The sequence below is a fragment of the Clostridium sp. OS1-26 genome, from assembly GCF_030915445.1.
Classification (GTDB): Bacteria; Bacillota; Clostridia; order Clostridiales; family Clostridiaceae; genus Clostridium_AM.
On sequence record NZ_CP133264.1, the window covers coordinates 2,626,482 to 2,647,313 of the forward strand.

15 protein-coding genes, 1 pseudogene and 1 riboswitch are annotated in these 20,832 nt (G+C 32.0%); of the genes and pseudogenes, 13 read left to right on the forward strand and 3 right to left on the reverse strand.

Going from position 1 to position 20,832, the window contains the following annotated elements:
• Positions 1 to 28: 28 nt before the first annotated feature.
• From RCG18_RS12815 to RCG18_RS12830, 4 genes and pseudogenes are all read left to right on the forward strand, one after another.
• Positions 29 to 1,780, forward strand: coding sequence for a GxGYxYP domain-containing protein (locus RCG18_RS12815; RefSeq protein ID WP_374119138.1), 1,752 nt, complete (start codon positions 29 to 31; stop codon positions 1,778 to 1,780).
• 289 nt (positions 1,781 to 2,069) lie between these two features.
• A riboswitch (M-box (ykoK) riboswitch) is annotated at positions 2,070 to 2,232 on the forward strand.
• Between the two features lie 404 nt (positions 2,233 to 2,636).
• Complete coding sequence (locus RCG18_RS12820; protein ID WP_308041655.1) at positions 2,637 to 2,942, forward strand: MgtC/SapB family protein; 306 nt, start codon at positions 2,637 to 2,639, stop codon at positions 2,940 to 2,942.
• 390 nt (positions 2,943 to 3,332) lie between these two features.
• Positions 3,333 to 5,869 (forward strand): annotated as a pseudogene (locus RCG18_RS12825) (HAD-IC family P-type ATPase); the annotation flags it as partial.
• A 213-nt stretch (positions 5,870 to 6,082) separates the two neighbouring features.
• A complete protein-coding gene (locus RCG18_RS12830) occupies positions 6,083 to 7,258 on the forward strand; it encodes an FtsW/RodA/SpoVE family cell cycle protein (RefSeq protein ID WP_308041656.1) in 1,176 nt (391 codons plus the stop codon).
• Between the two features lie 64 nt (positions 7,259 to 7,322).
• Here the strand turns inward: RCG18_RS12830 and RCG18_RS12835 are convergent, their stop codons facing one another.
• From RCG18_RS12835 to RCG18_RS12845, 3 genes are all read right to left on the reverse strand, one after another.
• Positions 7,323 to 7,880 (reverse strand): phosphatase PAP2 family protein, encoded by a 558-nt coding sequence (locus RCG18_RS12835; RefSeq protein ID WP_308041657.1) that lies wholly within the window; start codon positions 7,878 to 7,880, stop codon positions 7,323 to 7,325.
• A 242-nt stretch (positions 7,881 to 8,122) separates the two neighbouring features.
• Positions 8,123 to 9,004, reverse strand: coding sequence for a Cof-type HAD-IIB family hydrolase (locus tag RCG18_RS12840; protein WP_308041658.1), 882 nt, complete (start codon positions 9,002 to 9,004; stop codon positions 8,123 to 8,125).
• A 15-nt stretch (positions 9,005 to 9,019) separates the two neighbouring features.
• Complete coding sequence (locus tag RCG18_RS12845; protein WP_308041659.1) at positions 9,020 to 9,778, reverse strand: DeoR/GlpR family DNA-binding transcription regulator; 759 nt, start codon at positions 9,776 to 9,778, stop codon at positions 9,020 to 9,022.
• 163 nt (positions 9,779 to 9,941) lie between these two features.
• Between RCG18_RS12845 and RCG18_RS12850 the strand changes: the two genes are divergently transcribed.
• The 9 genes from RCG18_RS12850 (at position 9,942) to RCG18_RS12890 (ending at position 20,832) form a co-directional block, all read left to right on the forward strand.
• Positions 9,942 to 10,784 carry an MBL fold metallo-hydrolase gene (locus RCG18_RS12850; RefSeq protein WP_308041660.1) on the forward strand — a complete coding sequence of 281 codons (843 nt, stop codon included), beginning with the start codon at positions 9,942 to 9,944 and terminating at the stop codon, positions 10,782 to 10,784.
• A 62-nt stretch (positions 10,785 to 10,846) separates the two neighbouring features.
• Positions 10,847 to 12,556, forward strand: a complete 1,710-nt coding sequence (locus tag RCG18_RS12855) for a sigma 54-interacting transcriptional regulator (RefSeq protein WP_308041661.1) — start codon at positions 10,847 to 10,849, stop codon at positions 12,554 to 12,556.
• Between the two features lie 265 nt (positions 12,557 to 12,821).
• A complete protein-coding gene (locus RCG18_RS12860) occupies positions 12,822 to 14,528 on the forward strand; it encodes a urocanate hydratase (RefSeq protein ID WP_308041662.1) in 1,707 nt (568 codons plus the stop codon).
• Between the two features lie 41 nt (positions 14,529 to 14,569).
• The gene (gene hutH, locus RCG18_RS12865) at positions 14,570 to 16,099 is read left to right on the forward strand and encodes a histidine ammonia-lyase (RefSeq protein ID WP_308041663.1); all 1,530 of its coding nucleotides are present in this window, start codon (positions 14,570 to 14,572) and stop codon (positions 16,097 to 16,099) included.
• A 90-nt stretch (positions 16,100 to 16,189) separates the two neighbouring features.
• Positions 16,190 to 17,458, forward strand: coding sequence for an imidazolonepropionase (gene hutI, locus RCG18_RS12870; RefSeq protein WP_308041664.1), 1,269 nt, complete (start codon positions 16,190 to 16,192; stop codon positions 17,456 to 17,458).
• Entirely contained in the window at positions 17,436 to 18,023 is a 588-nt protein-coding gene (locus tag RCG18_RS12875) for a cyclodeaminase/cyclohydrolase family protein (RefSeq protein ID WP_308041665.1), read from the forward strand. Before hutI ends, RCG18_RS12875 begins: the two co-directional genes overlap by 23 nt.
• A gap of 26 nt (positions 18,024 to 18,049) precedes the next feature.
• Positions 18,050 to 18,937 carry a glutamate formimidoyltransferase gene (gene ftcD, locus RCG18_RS12880; protein ID WP_308041666.1) on the forward strand — a complete coding sequence of 296 codons (888 nt, stop codon included), beginning with the start codon at positions 18,050 to 18,052 and terminating at the stop codon, positions 18,935 to 18,937.
• A 255-nt stretch (positions 18,938 to 19,192) separates the two neighbouring features.
• A complete protein-coding gene (locus tag RCG18_RS12885) occupies positions 19,193 to 19,498 on the forward strand; it encodes a hypothetical protein (protein WP_308041667.1) in 306 nt (101 codons plus the stop codon).
• Between the two features lie 35 nt (positions 19,499 to 19,533).
• The gene (locus RCG18_RS12890) at positions 19,534 to 20,832 is read left to right on the forward strand and encodes a B12-binding domain-containing radical SAM protein (RefSeq protein WP_308041668.1); all 1,299 of its coding nucleotides are present in this window, start codon (positions 19,534 to 19,536) and stop codon (positions 20,830 to 20,832) included.

Genomic DNA, 20,832 nt, shown 5'->3' on the forward strand with positions numbered 1-20,832 from the left:
AACTAGCACTTTTATGATTATGTATGACATGATGAAAAATTATAAGGAAGTTAGTGCGGATGATATTATAAAAAGACAATTAGCATTAGCAAACTTTAAAGAAAGTACTACCCAATCTTTTTATAATAACGAAAGAATGGATTTTTTGAAAAAATTTTATGATTATTGCAAAACAAATGGCGATTCTTTCAATATAAAGTGGAGTGAATGGAAGAAAGCCACTGTTAGCAGATCAGTAGTTTTCCCTGCTGGTTACACATTAAATAGAAACTCCAGCTATATAAAGAATCCAGTGACCCCTACGTTTTTATATATTGTTTTGCAAGACTCAATGAACACTAGTGAAAGAACAATGGTAGCTAGCCTTCAAGGGCTAGTTAATGGCCATTGTTCTTCTCAAATATATACACTTAAATCCTCTCAGCCTGATTATAAAATATGGCTAGAAGATTTAAAAAGTAATTATAAAGTTTCTTATAAAATTCTCTCAGATCCCTGGCAATTATTAAATATATATAAGGATTATATAGAGGGATATGTACTTTATAGCAATAAAACACCAAGAAATCCTTCAATTAATAATGCCTCTTCTCTTGCAGCTTTAAATAAAGCTATAGTTATTGACGAAGCTATAGAAGCTAGAGTGAGGAAAAATGGTATAACAAAAATTAAAGGGGATTGTAGGAATACAGATGAAAGCTGGGCCTATAATAATTTATGGAATAAGGGATTAAACCACTCAACAGTAATTCAACTTTCTCCTGACAAAGCTGCTCCATTAAGAGATTATGCCATAATGACTAAGTCATTAGTATTTTATGAAGACAGTATTGACAAAACAACTCTTCGAGATAAGATATTTTCGTCTATGGAGGATAACTCTATTTGTTTAGGCTGGGGACCAGATGAGTTTATCAATGTAAGCACAGCCTCAAAATATGGTGTAAGCGTAGTTGCCGCAGATTTGTCCTATAATTTAACAACATTAAGTTCTTTTCCCTCCACACCTATACTTAAGAAATCACCATTATCAATTCCTAAAGAAAAAAATGTTCATTATGTGACTTTCATAATGTCTGATGGAGATAATCAACAGTGGAACCTTGGCACTAACTATGGCTCTGATAAGTGGTTTGGTTATCCTAATAGATATAAGCTTGATTTAGGTTGGTCTATGAGCCCATCTTTATATTATTTAGCTCCCACTGTTTTTAATTTATATTATAAGAGTATAAATAATGAGAAGGATAATGATAACTTTATTGTATCACCTTCTGGAAATGGATACATGTATCCAAGTAAATTTGATAAAAATAAATTAAATACATATATTAATACATTAAATGATTATATGCAAAAAGTAGATGAAAAATATGTGGCAATTATAGATGACTCAGCTTTTAATAATATTGATCTTTGGAATAAGTTTACTAAAAAATCAAATATCCAGGGATTATTTTATCTTGATTATCATAGACATGATAAATTTCAAGGAGAAATTTTATGGTCTAATAATAAGCCTATAGTATCTTGTAGAGATTTGCTTTGGAATAATCTTGAGAATGAAGAGGAGTTAGTGAAGAAAATTAATGATAGGGTCAATTCAGGTCAAGTAAATGTAAACAACCTTGAAGCCTATACTTTTGTTTATGTTCATGTTTGGAGTAAGGGTGTTAGTAATGTTGAAGAGGTTGTAAGTAAGCTAAAGCAAAATCATAATGTAAGAATAGTTCCTCCTGAAATATTTATGGAATTAATAAAGACAAATATTAAACATTAGATAATAGTAAATTCTTTAAGTTAGATATTTTATTACAAAATATATTGACATTCTAATGGTGGTAAAGTTTATAATAAAATCCAATAAGTAATATAATTTCTATCTACCGTATAGAGAATGAGGAAGAAGATTTTAATCCTAACAATAATGATGTAGAAGTATATGATCCTATAGATAGTTATATATGATTTTCTAATAGCATTTTAGAATGATTTAAATATTTTTGATAGAAATATAAATAAAGTGTTGACAATTTTATAAGATGAGAATAATATAATACTGTAATTAAATAAAACCTCGGTAGGTGAGGTTACTACAAGGATACGGATTGCTGCCGTAAAAGGGTGGAAACATTCTGAACTGGTTAGCAGGTTTTGCCGAACAAAGAAGGCTTAACCTAATGCAATTTCATTGCCTTGCAGAGCCAAAACTTGAAACGAGAAAGTGTTGTTTGTAATGCCTTCGTCATGTTCAAGTTTTGACGAGGTTTTTTTTATTTTTAATAAATTTTTCGGAGGTGAAGGGAATGGATGCTGGCAGTAGTATGTGCAGTGGAAAGAGTATATGTAATTTAAGACAATCTAATTATGCCTTAAGGCTGCGTTCATTCTTTTCGTAATCTAGTCTAAGGTGTAATATTTCTCTCAAACTACAGTTTTTATACCAGAGTGTCTTATCTTGTATATACTCCAAATCAAATATGCAATTCTTTTTTGATTCCACTACCGGACTATTAGTCATCAAATGTGAGTGTTTTTAGGTTGTTTTTAAATTAAGATTAATACAACCTTTATTAATCATGCACTTAAAAAAGATTATGTTTTTGAAGAATAGAAAAAAGTAAAAAATAACAAATATGGATTTTATTTTAAAAATTATAACAGGTGTAGGGTTTTTAGGTGGAGGAGTTATATTGAGAGAGGGATTTAATGTAAGAGGATTAAATACTGCTGCTGTTGGAGTACTTATAAGCGGAGGATACATTCTTTTTGGAGTAGCTGGTGCATTGACAATATTACTATCTAACATAGTTTTACGCCCTATAGCTAGAAAAATGTATAATTTAGAACCTAATGTTATTGATGAGGAATGTATTTATGAGATTAGCATTAAATGTGCAGAGAAGGAAGAGTTTCATATAAGTTTTTTATGCTTTAAATAAGCCTTTTGGCTTAATATAAATTATTTTATTAAGAAAGATGAGGTGGTAGTAATGGACACGGGAAGTAGTATGGGCATAGAACCTGATGGGCAGAGTATTAAGCTAATAAGTGTTTTAAGAATATTCCTATGTTTATTCTTATCACCAATTCATACTAAATAGTTTTAATTATTAAATTAGTTTAATTTAAATACTTTTGTCCTGTTTTATGCCTTTTATTCCCAAATTATCTGAAATTAAAAATCTTAGGAGGTTAGAGGTATGAAAAAGAAAACAGAACAAAATGTTGTTAATGAAGCTTTAATAAATGAGAACCTTATTAAAGTAAGTGGAATGAAATTAGAAAATTTATTAGAAGAAATGAATACGGCTTTAAATGGCCATAGTGAGATGAAAGCAGCAGAGTTGATTGTGAAATATGGTGAAAATATAATTTCTCACGAAAAGCCTGAATCAGTTTTTAGAAGACTTTTTAATGCTTTTGTAAATCCTTTTACTGTTGTGCTTTTCGTACTTGCAATGATATCTTTATTTACAGATGTAATTTTGGCTGATCCAGGTGATAGAGATTTTACAACAGTAATAGTCATCACAACTATGGTAGCTATTAGTGGATTTTTACGTTTTATACAAGAAACTCGTTCAAATAATTCTGCTGAAAAGTTAAAATCTATGGTTAAAATAACTGCTACAGTTGAGAGAGAGGGTAAAAAGGAAATTGAACTTTCAGAGATTGTGCCAGGTGATATAGTATATTTAGCTGCTGGAGATATGATACCTGCAGATGTTAGAATAATTTCTTCAAAGGATTTATTTGTTAGTCAATCTGCACTAACTGGAGAAAGTGAGCCAGTGGAGAAGTATGGTACAGAAGCAAAACAAAATACTAAAAATCCATTAGAACTTTCAAATCTTGCTTTTATGGGTAGTAATGTCATAAGTGGTTCAGCAACCTGTGTTGTTTTAGCAACAGGAGATTATACTTTTTTGGATCTATGGCAAAAACAATTACAGTTAAAAAGGTTGTTACAAGCTTTGAAAAGGGTGTGAATTCTGTATCTTGGGTATTAATTAGATTTATGATGTGTATGGTGCCTGTTGTATTTTTTGCTAATGGATTTACAAAAGGTAATTGGTTTGAAGCTTTCTTATTTGCATTGTCTGTTGCAGTAGGATTAACTCCAGAAATGTTACCTATGATTGTAACAACTAACCTTGCAAAAGGTGCAGTGCAGATGGCAAAGAAAAAGACAGTTGTAAAAAGTCTTAACTCAATACAAAATTTTGGAGCTATGGACATTCTTTGTACTGATAAAACAGGTACGCTTACGCAAGACAAGGTTGTTTTAGAGTATCATCTTGATATTCATGGTAATGAAGATGCAAGAGTCCTTCGTCATGCATTTTTAAATAGTTTCTATCAAACAGGACTTAAAAATCTTATGGATGTGGCAATACTAGAACATGCTAAAGAAGAAGCTTACTATGAATTAGAAAGCAAATATGTTAAGGTAGACGAAATTCCATTTGATTTTGATAGAAGAAGAATGAGTGTTGTTATAAAAGATAAGCAAAATAAAACTCAGCTTATTACTAAAGGTGCTGTTGAGGAGATGTTAAAAATATCTTCATATGCAGAATATAACGGTAAGGTTGAGGCATTAACAGATGAAATAAGAAATGAAATCTTATTTACTGTGGAACAGTTAAATAGTAAAGGTATGCGTGTAATAGTAGTTGCACAGAAAACTAATCCATCTGTAGAAGGAGTTTTCTCAGTGGCAGATGAAGCAGAGATGGTACTTATGGGATACCTTGCTTTCCTTGATCCACCAAAAGAAACTACAATGTCAGCTATTAGAGCACTTAATGAATATGGCGTTGCAGTAAAAGTTTTAACAGGCGATAATGACGCAGTTACAAGATGCATTTGTAATCAAGTTGGAATGAAGGTTGATAATCTTCTGCTTGGTTCTGATATTGATGAAATGGATGATGATTTATTGTCAGTAGAAGTTGAGAAAACAAGCGTTTTTGCAAAGCTTAGCCCTCAGCAAAAAACTAGAATAGTTAGAATTCTTCGTGAAAATGGACACACTGTTGGTTTTATGGGGGATGGTATTAATGATGCTGCAGCAATGCGTGAAGCTGATGTAGGAATTTCAGTCGACACAGCTGTTGATATTGCAAAAGAATCTGCAGATATAATTCTACTTCAAAAAGACCTTATGGTGCTTGAAGCTGGAGTAATTGAAGGAAGAAGAACTTTTGGAAATATAATTAAATATATTAAAATGACTGCAAGTTCTAATTTTGGTAATATGTTTTCCGTTGTTGCAGCAAGTGCATTTTTACCGTTTTTACCAATGCTACCAATTCAAATTTTAGTTCTTAATTTAATTTATGATATATCTTGTATCTCAATTCCATGGGACAATATGGATGAAGAGTATTTAAAGAAGCCTAGAAAATGGGATGCTTCTTCAATTGGAAAATTTATGATGTGGATTGGACCTACAAGTTCAGTTTTTGATATAACAACCTATATTCTTATGTTCTTTGTAATTTGTCCAGCTGTTTGTGGCGGCGCTTATGGAGCACCAGGTGTTGACAACGCTTTATTTGTTTCTTTATTTAACGCAGGATGGTTTGTTGAAAGCTTATGGTCTCAAACACTTGTTATTCATATGATACGTACACCGAAAATTCCATTTATTCAAAGCAGGGCATCATTTCCAGTGCTGCTAGTTACAACAATTGCAATTGCAATAGGAACAATACTTCCGTACACTGTTTTTGGAAAAACCCTTGGAATGTCTGCAATGCCAAATATCTATTTCACATGGCTAATAGGCACAATCTTATGCTATATGTTACTTGCAACATTCTTAAAAACTATGTTTATAAAACGCTATGGTGAATTATTATAAGGAGGCAGAAAAAATGATAATAATTAACTCTGGGATTATCTAAAGAAGAGTATTAGGTTTGATATAATTGTGTATAAGTAACCCCCTTTATTTAAGGGGGAGTACTTATACGCAAAACTCATAATTTAAAAAATTTAAAGTATTAAAAGCAGGTATTAAGTAAGGTGGTGAGTATTTCTGAATTCCCAAAGTAGTAGAGATGAGAAGAAGATGCTGCGATATACATATATTCTGTGTTTTGTATGCTTTTTAAATCTTTCCATACTCAAACAGCCCTTTGATAAAGGTGCTATGGTAATGGCAGCAGTTATATGTGTGCTAATAGGATATTCTTATTTCATTATTAGAAAGTTCTTCTGTGATGGAGATAAGTATATATTTATTTTTTCTAGTATATTATCAATTTTAGGAATGGTTGTATTATATAGAATAAATATGTCATACTCAATTAAGCAGATAATTTGGTTTGCAGTAGGTGTAACAGAATTTATTTTAATAGTTGTTCTTTTACCGGACTTGAAAGATTTTAGTAAGTATAAATATCATTATTGTGTCATAACATTATTTTTTATGGCTATGGCAACATTCTTTGGTACAGAAATAAATGGTTCAAAAAACTGGATTGTAATACACGGATATAGTTTTCAGCCTTCAGAGTTTGGAAAACTATTTTTAGTAATATACTTAGCTGCTGAATTAAAAGATTATAAATGCTTTAAAGATTTGATAAGACCATGTATTGTGGTAGGGATATGCATAGGTTTTATGTTGCTTCAAAAATCCCTTGGATTTGCTCTTATTATATTTTTTATATCAATTACTATGATTTTTATAGCAACTTCAAAATTAAAATATATACTAGTTTCTTTTATACTTTTTGCAATAGGATGTGTAATAAGTTACAAATTGTTTGCGCACGTAAGAGTAAGAGTACTGATTTGGAAAGATCCTTGGCCTTATGCGAATACCATAAGTTATCAGGTTGTCCAATCAATGATTTCTATCGCTTCTGGAGGACTTACAGGGGTAGGCCTTGGTCTTGGACATCCTGAATTTGTACCAATTAATTATACAGATTTTATTTTTTCTATAATCTGTGAAGAGCTTGGAATATTAACGGGGTTTGCAATAATAATAATTAACTTCTTATTATTTTATCGATGCATGAGGGTTGCTGTGTATGAGGAAGATAAATTTTTAAGACTATTGGTAGTAGGATATAGTGCAATGATAGCATCACAGATATTAGTTATAATAGGCGGTGTCATAAACGCTATTCCTCTTACAGGAATTACTCTTCCTTTGGTAAGCTATGGAGGAAGTTCAATATTAAGCATTTTCTTTTCATTAGGGATAATTCAAAAAATATCAGAAGGTGTAAGATAGAGGTGGGTATTAGGCAGTTTTCTTCAAACTGCCTAATACTCATTCTTTATTTGTAATCAATATACTAACAAGTAACATCCTTTGTTTTGAGTTCTAATAATTTCTTTATAAGCTTTGATTCTATAAAATTTGTGTATAAAATATTGCTTATAAATGAAATTGTAAATCCACCAATAACATCAAGAGGATAATGATGGCCAACATATATTCTTGAAAAACCAACAAAAATAGATAGAAGAATTAAGATTATTCCCAAACTCTTAATTCTTTTGTTTATTCCTAAGGCTATAGTCATTACACCAATTGAGTGGCTACTTGGAAACGAAGAAGTAGGCTTATGTGGTATTAATAAATTTACATTATTATTAACAAAAGGCCTAGGGAAATAATGAATAACTCCAATTATGTAACTTATTATAAAGTTACATATTAACAGAAGAATTGTAGATGAGACAATGTACTTAAGTTTTGGAATTTTCATTTTTACTCCAAGAATGTACAGACCACATAATATTAATGCAAAAAATATAGGTACATATTGAGAGAAAATAATCATTATTTTATCTAAGATTAAATGCTTGGTGGCTAAATTATTTATTATTCTAAATAGTTCCAGATTCATATACATATATACTCCCAATTCTTTCTTTTGTTATGATTTCAATATGTTTTATGTATAAATAGTTTATATGTTATTATAGAAAAAAACAATAGATAATAAGGAATACACACAGACCTATTAAAAGTATTTACCGTGCCGAAAGAATGTTAATATATTCGGTCATGTAAGTTAAGGCTCTGCCTTGAAATACTATATAGGCCTGTGTGTATTAGTTATATAATCCCACCGTTACGCCCAAATGGTTACGCCGGAGTGGATTCAGCTTTTAATTTATTCATAAATTTATGAATAAAATGAGCTACTCCATTAAGATCATTTGACACTGAAATATGACTGCATATAGTTTTTATATCATCCTTGGCATTTCCCATTGCAACGCTTATTCCGGCTTTCTTAAACATAGATATATCATTATAATTGTCACCGATTGCCGCAATATCTTTTAATGGAATGCCTAAGTAATTGGCTAGATATTCTAAAGAATTACCTTTAGAGGCATCTTTATTAATCATTTCAAAGTTATATTCTGATGAGACCACCATAGATAAATTCTTATATTTGCTATAGTGATCTCTTCCATACTGAAGCCTGTTCTTATCAAAAGAAACAGCAGTTATGCTGCAAAAATCTAAGTCTGAATTTAAAATATCATCTTTGCAATTTATAAGTTTAATACCTTCTTGAGAGAATATTAAGCTTGTCATATCATTGATGATATTCATAGGAAGAGAAGGATCATTTGTTTTTGCTATTTTAAAGTCTTTTTCAAGTATTGTTTTAGTGTCATATCTCAAAAATAAATTCCTATCTGTGCATATTTCAAAAAAATATTCTTTTTTATAAAGCCAATTTAGTACATATTCAAGGGATTCCTTATCTATAGTAGAAGATTTTAATTTTTTTCCTTCCTTAGAAAATACTAAAGCACCATTATTTGAAATTATATGGGCATTAATGTTTGCCTTTTTACATATGTGAATTGCATCAGAGTAGGTTCTACCTGTTGCAATTGCTATTTCTATTCCTTTTTGCTGAGCTAATTTTAAAGCCTCTATATTTTCTTTACTTACTTCATGATTTGAGTTTAAAAGAGTTCCATCTAAATCTGTTGCAATAAGTTTCATTACACACACCTCACATTACTCAACTACAATTAAATTTACATTATTTTTATCTAAAATTTTCATAAATTCTTCATCAGGATATTGATCAGTAATTATTAAATCTATTTGCGAAAGATCGCACACTTTAAAACTTGCAGTTTTGTTAAACTTTTTATGATCTGCTAAAACTATAGACTCTTTAGACTGCTCTACCATTTTTCGCATAACTGCAGCATCCTCATCGTCGCCAACGGCAATTCCATTAGAGGATATAGCCAGTGCGCCTAAAAAGGCTTTATCAGCAAAAAAATATGACAACATGTTTAAAGTAGCATTTCCATATAAGTATCTATGTTCATTGTTTAACTTTCCTCCGAGTAAAAAGGTGTTAACCTTAGATTTTTTGGAGAGTATATCTGCTACATTTATTGAGCTCGTAATTATATTACATTCCTTATCTTCTAATAGCTCAGCACAAGCTTGAACTGTTGTTGAAGTATCTAAAATTACAGTATCTCTTTCTTTAATGAGAGAAGCGCTCAGCTTGGCAATTTTATGCTTTTCTTCCACATCAAATAGAAGTCTTTCGGAATAGCTTTTTATCTCTTCATTTAGTACTGGAAGTATTGCCCCACCGTGAGTTCTAATAATAGCACCTTGCTTTTCTAAGTTAACTAAATCTCTACGAGCAGTATCTCTTGAAACATCATATAACTTGCATATTTCTTCTACACTTATTCTTTTATTTTTACTTAAATAATCTAGTATTAGCTGCATTCTCTCTTCTTGATACACGTAAATCACCTCTGAAATTATAATACTGTATAAGTAAATTGTAATGATTTATAAGTAATTTGTCAATAGTTCATAAGTATATGTAAGTAAATATAAGTTATTTGAATTTTGTTAAATCTTGTAATATGATTAAGTTAAATATATTAATATGAGGGTGAAGTGTATGAAAATAACTGTACTTATAGAAAATACTAAAGGTGAATTAGAAAATCTGATTAATGAACATGGGCTGTCTTTATATATAGAAAAAGGTAATAAACATATACTATTTGACACTGGTAAAACTGATAATTTTATAGACAATGCACAGAAGCTAGGAATTAACTTAGAAGATATAGACGCTGTGGTTCTTTCACATGGACATGCTGACCACGGAGGAGGGCTCCTATCTTTTCTAAAAATAAACGACAGAGCAAAGGTATATATGAAAAGGAAAGTTTTTGGAGACTATTACTCAGGAAATATACTTTTTAAGAAAAGTATCGGAATAAATAAAGAAGTATTTGAAAAGTACTTCAGTAGGATAGAATATGTTGATAACTTTACTGAAATAATGGAGGATGTTTTTATCATCACAGATATACAGAGAAAGCATAAGATTCCTGAAGGTAACAAATATCTGTTTGTAAAAGAAGGAAATAAAATAGTTAATGATAAATTTGAACATGAATTAATTATGGTTATAAAAGAAAATGAGGAAATATGTGTGTTTAGCGGATGTTCTCATAATGGAGCTGTGAATATGATAGAAGCTGTTAATAGGTTATTTTTAGGGACAAATATTAAAGCACTTATAGGAGGGTTTCATTTAGCTAAAATACCAGCGATGGATATCTTTAGTACATCGCAGGATGAGATTGATTTAATAATTAATAAAATTATCAATGAAAAGATAGAAAAAGTATATACCGGACACTGTACAGGAGAGAAAGCATATAACAAATTAAAACAGGGTTTAGGAGATAAAATTGAATATATTAGAACAGGAAGTGAAATTCAGATTTAGAATATAGATAAACTAATTTGCACTCTTAGTTTGTTTAATATTTTTATTGGGGGAAAAGTAACATGGACATAAAAACTATTGGGGATATTATTTCGGAATATGTTAATGGAATAATCATATTGGACAAAGAAGGAAAGATTATATGGAGTGATGATTTATATAAAGAAATTTCTTATGAAAAAGAAATTTTAGGGAAAAAGTTTAGTGATGTATTTTCAGTAGATTTAAATCAAGTAAAAAATATTATAATTAATAATTTGTCAGGAAAAAAGTATAAAATGCAATGCAGAAATATCAAGGAAAATGAAGAAGAATATACACTGGTTATTATAGATGAAATAACTGACTTTAATAATAAGGATACGAAAATATATTGCCTAGAGAAAATAATAGATAGTATTAATGACGGAATCATTATAAGCAATTATGAAGGTCGTATTGTTCTATATAATAAATCACAGGAAAAATTAGAAGAATTGAATTCAAAGGAGGTAGTTGGTAAATTTCTTTGGGAAGGTTATCAATCCAAGCCGGAGCTCTCGGAACATCAGAAGGTATTTAAGACTAATACTCCAATAATAGATAAATATCAGGCGCATTCATATAAGGGCGGTATAGCAAAATATGTTTCTTATAGCACATATCCTATTGTCAAAGATGGGGAAACCATAGCTGTATATTCTGTTTGCAAAAATGAAAGTAGTTTACAGGCATTGCTTCACGAAACACTTGAGTTAAAACGTAAATTATACAGTAAATCTAAATACAATGAAAAAAATTATCAACAGAATGGTACACAATATGTATTTACAGATATCATTGGTGATAGTAGCATTATGGTTAATTTGATAAAGGAAAGCCAGGCTATGGCTTTGGTTAATAGTCCTATATTAATTGTAGGGGAAACCGGTACCGGAAAAGAAGTATTTGCTCAAAGCATACATAATTTTAGCAAAAGTAATAAAGAGGCCTTTGTTGATATTAATTGTTCTGCTATACCAGAAAATTTATTGGAAAGTATATTGTTTGGTACTGTAAAAGGTGCATATACAGGAGCTGTAGATCAGGCAGGTCTGTTTGAAGAAGCTAGGCAGGGAACATTATTTTTAGATGAAATTAACTCTATGCCCATTTTAATGCAATCAAAACTATTAAGAGTATTGCAGGAAAAAAAGGTTAGAAGGGTAGGTGGTATAAATTCCATACCAATTTCCTGTAGAATCATTAGTGCTGTAAATGAAGATCCTCAAAAAGCAATTAAAGAGGGCAAATTGAGACAAGATCTTTACTATAGGCTTGCAGGTGTTAGTTTGTATATTCCTCCTCTTAAAGAAAGAAAAGAGGATATAGTAGCTACAATAAAATTTTTTATCAACAAATACAATAAAATGCTTAATAAAAATATTAAATCAATGTCAGAAGAACTTAAAGAAGTAATGCTGGATTATAAATGGCCTGGTAATGTAAGAGAACTGGAACATGCCATAGAGAATATAATGATTAGAGCGACAGATAATCAAACTGAATTAAAAATATTAGATATTCCTCATTATATTCGAGAGGATATGATTGGTTCAATATCTATAGATAAAATTCAAAAAAGTAAACATGGATTACCAGATATACTAAGGAGCATTGAAAAAGAATTAATATTGGAAAGCTTGAAGAAAAGCAATTGGAATATAAGCAGAGCAACAAAGGATTTAGGAATAATAAGACAAAGCCTTGAGTATAGAATGAAAAAACTAAAAATAGAAAAGCCAAAAGAATAGTAAAATATAATTATTAAAATGTGCATAAAATTTAGATAATAATATAAAAATTAGTACATTGAATTTGCTAGCTTAAAGTGGTTTATTGCATAAATTTTATGCAATAAAATGAAACAAAGATATCCAATGAACTTTTTGTATATTTAGAAAAAACTAAGATTATAAAGCCTTTGAGTCAATAGGCTTTATTTTTTTGCGCAAAATATTTTCTGGCATGAAGGTTGCTTATATTACGATGTATAAGGAATTAAAGGGGGATTTATTAATGAAACCAGAAATACTTTATTCAGTAAAAGCTCAAAGAGGATCAGAACTTCGCTGTAAGGGATGGAAGCAGGAAACAGTTCTTAGAATGCTTGAGAACAATATGGAAAATGCAGAGATTCCAGAATTGCTTGTTATATATGGTGGCAATGGAAAGTGTGCACGTAACTGGGAATCCTATCATGCTATTGTTAAGTCTCTTAAGGAATTAGAAGATAATGAAACACTAGTGATTCAATCTGGTATGCCTGTAGCAATTTTTAAGACTCATAAGCTAGCCCCTAGAGTTGTCATGGCAACAACAAATATTATGAAAGCAGACTGGCCAACTTTTTATGACTTACAGGATAAGAATCTTACCATGTTTGCACAGTATACAGCAGCTCCTTGGGAATATATAGGAACACAGGGGGTTATACAGGGAACTTTTGAAACTCTGTCAGCTATTGCCATAAAGAGGTTTAACAATAGCCTAGTAGGCAGAATTTATCTTACAGCAGGAGCAGGGGGAATGGGTGGCAATCAGAGCTGGGCAATGAAAATGCACGGTGGAGTTGCTATTGTAGTAGATGCAGATGAAAGAGTAATAAGAAGACGTATAGCAAAAGGCTATATGGATAAGATTGTTTATACCTTTGATGAAGCTAGAAAAATGGCAGAGGAAGCTGCAGCTAAGAAAGAGCCATTGGCAGTTGCAGTAGTAGGCAACGCAGCGGACATATACTGGGAAGCCTACGAGAAAGGGTTTATGCCAGATATTATAAGTGAAATGTGCCCATGTCATGATCCGATCTCCTACATACCATCAGGGTATGCTGGAGAACAGGCAGATGAATATAGAGTTAAAGACAGAAATGCATATTTACAGGATGCAAGAGATACTATGAAACGTCAATTAAGAGCAATGATTGCATTTTCTAAGAAGGGTGTAGAAGTATTTGAGTATGGAACAAGTATAAGAAAAGAGTGTATGGATGCTGGAATGCCTAGAGAAGAAGCATTACAGATACCAGGCTTTGTATCTGCATATATAAGACCATTATTCTGTGAAGGTAGAGGGCCTTTTAGATGGACCTGTATATCAGGAGATTCAGAAGACTTAAAGAGAACAGATGATTTAGCACTTGAAATATGCAAAGGCGATCCATTAGTAGAAAGATGGATAAATCTTGCTCGTAAAAGCCTACCAATAGAGGGATTACCAGCAAGAATATGTTATATGGGATTTGGGCAAAGGAGAAAATTTGGTTTAGCAGTTAATGAGTTAATTAAAAAGGGTGAACTAAAGGGACCAGTAGCATTTTCAAGGGATAATCTTGACTCTGGCTCAATTGTAAATCCAACCTTTGAATCGGAAAATATGAAGGATGGTGGAGATTTAATATCTGACTGGCCATATTTAAATGGATTGTTAAATTGCGCAGGTATGTGTGATTTGATTGCTATACAGGCAAACTACTCAATGGGTGAAGCTGTTCATACTGGGGTAACTATGATTGCAGATGGAACTGAAGAAGCAGATTTTAGACTAGATGTATGCTTAACTGTTGACTCTGGAATAGGTGTAGTAAGACATGCACAAGCAGGCTATGAAACAGCAAAGGTTGTAGCTAATGGTGAAGGAAAGCTTACAGAGGATAGCATAAAGATCCCACTATGGTGGACACCAACAGCTACTTTTGGCCCAGAAGGAAAAGCATCACGCTAAAAAACTTAAAATATATAGCAGCATGAAGGGGGAGGAGTGTAATGAATAATTTTATGATAATAGATGGAAATAGCCTTACTATTGAAGAGGTGGTTAAAGTTGCAAGAGAAGATGTAAAGATAAAACTTTCAGAACAAGCTAAGGAAAGTATTATTACATCGAGGAAGACTGTTGAAAAGCTAATAGACAAAGGCCAAGTAATATACGGAATCAATACTGGTTTTGGTAAATTTAGTGAGGTAGCTATATCACCTAAAGAACTTGAGCAATTACAGAAAAATTTGATTTATTCCGATGCAGTTGGTGCAGGGAATAATTTCTCTATAGAAGTAACTAGAGCAATCATGCTTCTTAGAATCAATGCCCTTGCTAAAGGGCATTCAGGAATAAGACTTGAAACCGTTGAAACATTAATAAATATGTTAAACAGCAGAGTACATCCATTAATCAGAGAACAGGGTTCAGTAGGAGCAAGCGGGGATTTATGTCCGCTTGCTCACATGGTACTTGTTATGCTAGGTGAAGGTAATGCAGAATATAATGGCACAATCATGAGTGGAAAAGATGCTATGGATATGGCTAAAATTCCTATAGTTAGTTTAGTAGCAAAAGAAGGTTTAGCACTTATCAATGGAACCTGTGCTATGACTGCAGTTGCCGCCTTAGCTGTCCATGATGCTTATGTTTTATTGAAAAGTGCAGATGTCGTGGCAGCACTATCTATTGAAGCTTTAGAAGGTATTGTCGATGCTTTTGATGAAAAAATTCATAAAGTTAGACCTCATAAAGGACAGATTCTTTCAGCGCAAAATCTACGAAACCTTTTACAGAAGAGTAAGCTTACAACAAGGCAGGGAGAAAAAAGAGTTCAAGATGCCTATGCTTTGAGATGTATACCACAAATACATGGCGCAAGTCGTCCAGCAATGGAGTATGTAAAAGCAGTTGTGGAAATAGAGATAAATTCCGCAACGGACAATCCATTAATTTTCTCAGAAGAGAAAGAAGTTATTTCTGGCGGGAATTTTCATGGACAGCCTGTTGCAATAGCTATGGATGCTTTGGGAATTGCAGTAGCAGAGCTTGCGGATGTTTCTGAAAGAAGAATTGAGAGGTTGCTAAATCCAGCATTAAATGATTTACCTGCATTTTTAACACCAGTTGCAGGGATAAATGATGGTTATATGGTAGCACAGTATGCGGCGGCATCTCTTGTATCAGAAAATAAAATACTTGCCCATCCAGCTTCTGTTGATTCTATACCTACCTGTGCTAATCAAGAAGATCACGTAAGCTTTGGAACCATTGGTGCTAGAAAGGCAAGTCAAATAATTAAACATACTCAGAGAGTTCTTGCCACAGAGCTCGTATGTGCAGCTCAAGGCGCTGACTTTAAGGGCAAAGATAAGCTTGGAAAGGGCACTGCGGCAGCATATGCAGTCGTGAGAAAAAAAGTTGATTTTTTAGAAAATGATAGAATACTTTATTTGGAGATTGATGATAGTCAGGAAATTATTAAATCAGAAGAATTGCTAAAGGAAGTTGAAAAAGTGATTGGCAAAGTAGAATAATTTTTTAAAATATAGAGATCCAAATATGAATATCTGTGGTTAAGCCAAATATCGAAGTTGTTTGCCTATATATTGTGCTGGGAGGAAAGAATGTTGGAGGATAAAAAAAGTAAAATTAAGATTGATTTGTTAATAAAAGATTGTACTCAGCTTTTAACTTGTAGAAAAAATTCTGAGGATTTAATTGGACTTATGGAAAATGGTTATGTTGCAGTTTCAGGAGAAAGCATTGTTTCGGTAGGAAATAAAGAAGAGGTTATGGATGCTGTTGATTCTAGTGAGGCTGACATTATAGATGGTAAAGGAAAAGTAGTTCTTCCAGGCTTTGTAGATTCTCATACACATCTTATATTTGGAGGGTCAAGATCTAAGGAATATTCTGCAAGGATGTTAACGGATGATCTTGAAATTCTTAAAGCATTAGGCATAAAAACTGGAATCATGGCAACTGTTGAAATGACAAGAAAATCCTCTGAGGAGGCATTATATAGTGCAGCAGCAGCTAGAATTAATCGTATGCTTCAATCAGGTATAACCACCGTTGAAAGCAAAAGTGGATATGGGTTATCTACCATTTCAGAGATTAAAATATTAGAAATAAATAAAAAATTAAATAAAAGCATGAAAATAGATGTAATCTCAACGTTTTTAGGAGCACATGGGTGGCCGGAGGATATTTCAAAGACAAAGTACATTGAGATATTACTTAAGGATATGATTCCGTATGTTGCAGAGGAGAAACTTGCACAATTTTGTGATGTTTGGTGTGATGATGGCCATTATGCAGCAAAAGAGTGCAAAACAATTCTTAAAGCTGCTAAGGATTATGGGTTAGAACCTAAAATTCATACCGATGCTTATTCATATATTGGAGGATCAGATTTGGCAGCAGAGATGAAAATGGTATCAGCTGATCATTTAAACTACACTCCAAGAAATGTAGTAAAAAAGTTGGCGGAAAAAGGTGTACCAGGGGTTTTGCTTCCTGGAATAGATTTTGCCGTAAACCATCCTAAACCCTTTGAAGCACGGCCTATGATAGAAGAGAATTTAACAATAGCGTTAGCAACCAATTGCTGCCCAGGATGTTATATAGAATCTATGCAATTTATTATAGCTTTAGCATGCCGTCAGCATAAAATGAGTGTACAGGAAGCAATAGCGGCGGCAACTTTGGGAGGAGCCTTTGCTCTTGGACTTAATAAAGATAGAGGATCTTTGGAGGTAGGTAAGCTTGCTGATATTCAGATATGGGATACTTCTCAGTATGAAGATGTAGCATATCATATTGGTGGCAACCTCGTTGAGAAGGTTATAAAAAGAGGTAAGATTGTTATTGATAAAGGTAGGAATAAATAATATGTGTAATTTTCAGACTCTTAATCAAATAATTGATTCTAAGGACTTTACAACTGGCGGTGGTTCAGCGTCAGCCATGGCCGGTGCTATGGCAGCAGGACTAGTAGCTATGGTGGCGAGACTATCGTTAAATAAACAATATGGTCTATCAGATGATGAGTATGACGCAATAATAGAAGAAGCAGACAAAATTGCAAAAGAGCTAGAACTTGGAGCTAAGTTAGATGCAGAAGCATACAAGTTGATTAAGGCAGCTTATATAATTCCTAAAGATACAGAAAGCGATAAGAAAAGAAGAAGTAAGGCTATAGAAAAAGCAGGGATTGAAGCTGCTACAGTTCCTATGGAGAACGCAATTAAATGTAAAAAAATATATGAATTTTGTCTCATACTAAAGGGAAAATCTAATCCCAATGCAGTTTCAGATCTAATGACAGCGGAGGGGCTAAGTAAAACTGGAATTGAAGGTTGTATTCTAAACATTGAAGCAAATCTTCCTCTAATAAAGGATGAAAATATAATAACCAAATTTAAGAAAGAAGTAGTTGAATTGAGACAAGTTTAGCATGTGTGAAAGGAGATAAATTTAACATGAGAGTATTGTTGAGTGAAGTCAATATCAGCGAAGGTAGAAATGATGAAGTAATTGAAAAAGTTAAGTCTGCCCTCTTAATAAATAATGATGTTAAAATGATTGATTTTAATTCAGATAGAGATCATAATCGATCAGTTTTTACCTATATAGGAGAACCGGAAGCGGTTTTAGAAGCCACAAAAAGATTAGCAGATAAAGCCATTGAATTGATTGATATGACAAAGCACAAAGGAAGTCATCCAAGAATGGGTGCTGTAGATGTTGTGCCTTTTGTTCCTGTAGAAGGTATAGAAATTCCAGAGGCTGTTGAAATAGCAAGAGAATTTGGAAAGTATATAGGGAGCAAGGGAGTGCCGGTTTATTTTTATGAGGATGCGGCAGTTGAGCCGAATAGAAAAAGCTTAGTTGATATAAGAAAAGGTGAGTATGAAGGCTTGGCAGAAAAAATGAAAAAAGCAGAGTGGATACCTGACGAAGGGCCAAAAGAATTTGTACCTAAGAGTGGAGCTTTAGTTACAGGAGTTAGGTTTCCGCTGATAGCCTTCAATGTAAATTTAAGAACTAATGAACTTGAAATTGCTAATCAAATTGCAAAGGCAGTTAGAAATATAAGTGGGGGTTTTAGATTTGTTAGAGCCATTGGACTGCACATTACAGAAAAAGATATGGTTCAGGTTTCAATGAATTTCATTAACTATAGCAAAACACCTATTCCAAGAGTTATGGAAGCAATTCGATGTGAAGCAGCACGATATGGTATTTTGATATCAAGTGCAGAACTTGTTGGACCAGTTCCATTGCTGGCACTTGAAGAAGTTGTAAGACATTATTTACAGGTACATGATTTTTCTATAAAGCAAATTATAGAAACAAACTTAATATGATAAAGCATAGGGAAAGCACCTCTGTCTAATATGAATAGAGGTGCTTTGTTTTTAGGTTAAGTAATGTTAAAATATACATTATGGGTAAAAAATGGATTTAACAAATGAATTTTAAGAAAGACCAAAGTATATTAAAGGGAAGGTGAATTACGATAAAAAAGATGGTGATAACTGGTACATAGTAGACAAATATGAACCAGCTTAAAGTATACTTAAAATTGTTAAAAGCTATGACGATATAGGGAGGTATCATAAATGGAAAATGAGAATTCACTCAGAGGTGTTGTTGCAAATGTAATTGGTGGTATTTCTTTAGGAATATCTTTAATTATAATTGTACTTATATTGAACTGGTTCTTTAAAATAACACCATACCAAAAGCTAGAAGGTATGCCTTTACTTATAACACCCTTTATAACTCCAATAGGTTTTATTATGGGAGTAATATCATTAAAAATATCACGTAATACATTTGGCAAGTGGGGCGTAATTAGTAACGTTATATTATTTATACTGCCCTTTTTATACTGGTATTTGGGGACTCTAATTTTTGGACCTTAATCTATGATTAAATAAGATTTAATAGGAGCTACATGATGAAGAAAAACATTTTAATGATTACACCAGAAAACAAAGAAATCAATAACTTTAGAAAAAAACAATATAATAATTTTATTCAAATTACTATGCCATATTTAGCAGCGTTTATTGATGAATCAAAATATAACATTACTTTAATTGATGAGTACAATCAGGATATAGAATATGATAGCAATTATGATTTAGTTGTTATAACTGTAAATACACCAAATGCAATACATTGTTATAATATTTCTCAAAAATTTAAAGAACAAGGTGTAAAAGTAGTTATGGGAGGACCACATGTAACTTTGTTACCAAATGAGGCCATAGAGCATTGTGATTATATTATAGTTGGAGAAGCTGAAGAAACTTGGCCTCAGTTTCTTAATGATTTTTATAACAATTGTGCAAAGAAGCAGTATATCTGTGAAGACGCACCTTCTTTGAAAGGGATTCCTATACCGAGAAGGGACCTTGTTAAAGGTAGATATTTTACAAAAGGAGCAGTTTTTGCTACTAGAGGTTGCCCTTATAAATGCAGCTATTGTAATTTAAAACAAATATATTGTGACTCCTTTAGAACTCGTCCTATAAATGAAGTGATAGAAGATATAAAAAGCATTAAAAGTAAATACTTTGTATTTTGGGATGATAACTTCTTTGGTGATATAGAGTATGCTAAAAAACTAATGATTGAACTTGCAAAATTGAAAAAGAAATGGGCTGCACAAGTTACATTGGAACGATGTCAAGATGAGGAGCTTTTAAGAATTGCAAAAAAATCAGGATGCATATATTTCTTTGTTGGATTGGAGTCCTTTTCGCAAGATGGACTTGCAAGTGTTAATAAGGGAATAAATAATGTGAGTAAATACAAGAGCATAATAAATCTATTACATAAAAATGGAATATCAATACAAGCAGGGATAATATTCGGCTTAGATACAGATAAAAAAGATATATTTGAAAAGACACTTAATGCCTGTAATGAGCTAGGAATAGATGGCGCTACAGTAAGTATATTAACTCCCTTACCAAGAACTCCTATATATGAACAAATGAAAAATGAGGGAAGACTAATAAGTAATAAATGGACATACTATAATGGTAAAACACGAGTAGCATTTAAACCTAAAACTATGACTGCGGGAGAATTATATGATGGTTATATGTGGTTTAGGAAAGAATTCTATTCTATAAAGTCTATTTTTAAAAGAATGTCAGTTTCCAAAACAAATCTGTTATACAATTTTATAGTGAATTTAGGATATAAAATGTCCATATTGGATACTAATAAAAAGTGTTATAAGTAA

Coding starts and splice junctions, on each gene's coding strand:
- RCG18_RS12830 (WP_308041656.1), top strand. CDS start 6,083: ATGCTGCGATATACATATATTCTGTGTTTTGTATGCTTTTTAAATCTT.
- RCG18_RS12860 (WP_308041662.1), top strand. CDS start 12,822: ATGAAACCAGAAATACTTTATTCAGTAAAAGCTCAAAGAGGATCAGAA.
- RCG18_RS12855 (WP_308041661.1), top strand. CDS start 10,847: ATGGACATAAAAACTATTGGGGATATTATTTCGGAATATGTTAATGGA.
- RCG18_RS12850 (WP_308041660.1), top strand. CDS start 9,942: ATGAAAATAACTGTACTTATAGAAAATACTAAAGGTGAATTAGAAAAT.
- RCG18_RS12820 (WP_308041655.1), top strand. CDS start 2,637: ATGGATTTTATTTTAAAAATTATAACAGGTGTAGGGTTTTTAGGTGGA.
- RCG18_RS12835 (WP_308041657.1), bottom strand. CDS start 7,880: ATGAATCTGGAACTATTTAGAATAATAAATAATTTAGCCACCAAGCAT.
- hutH (WP_308041663.1), top strand. CDS start 14,570: ATGAATAATTTTATGATAATAGATGGAAATAGCCTTACTATTGAAGAG.
- RCG18_RS12890 (WP_308041668.1), top strand. CDS start 19,534: ATGAAGAAAAACATTTTAATGATTACACCAGAAAACAAAGAAATCAAT.
- hutI (WP_308041664.1), top strand. CDS start 16,190: ATGTTGGAGGATAAAAAAAGTAAAATTAAGATTGATTTGTTAATAAAA.
- RCG18_RS12815 (WP_374119138.1), top strand. CDS start 29: ATGATGAAAAATTATAAGGAAGTTAGTGCGGATGATATTATAAAAAGA.
- RCG18_RS12885 (WP_308041667.1), top strand. CDS start 19,193: ATGGAAAATGAGAATTCACTCAGAGGTGTTGTTGCAAATGTAATTGGT.
- RCG18_RS12840 (WP_308041658.1), bottom strand. CDS start 9,004: ATGAAACTTATTGCAACAGATTTAGATGGAACTCTTTTAAACTCAAAT.
- ftcD (WP_308041666.1), top strand. CDS start 18,050: ATGAGAGTATTGTTGAGTGAAGTCAATATCAGCGAAGGTAGAAATGAT.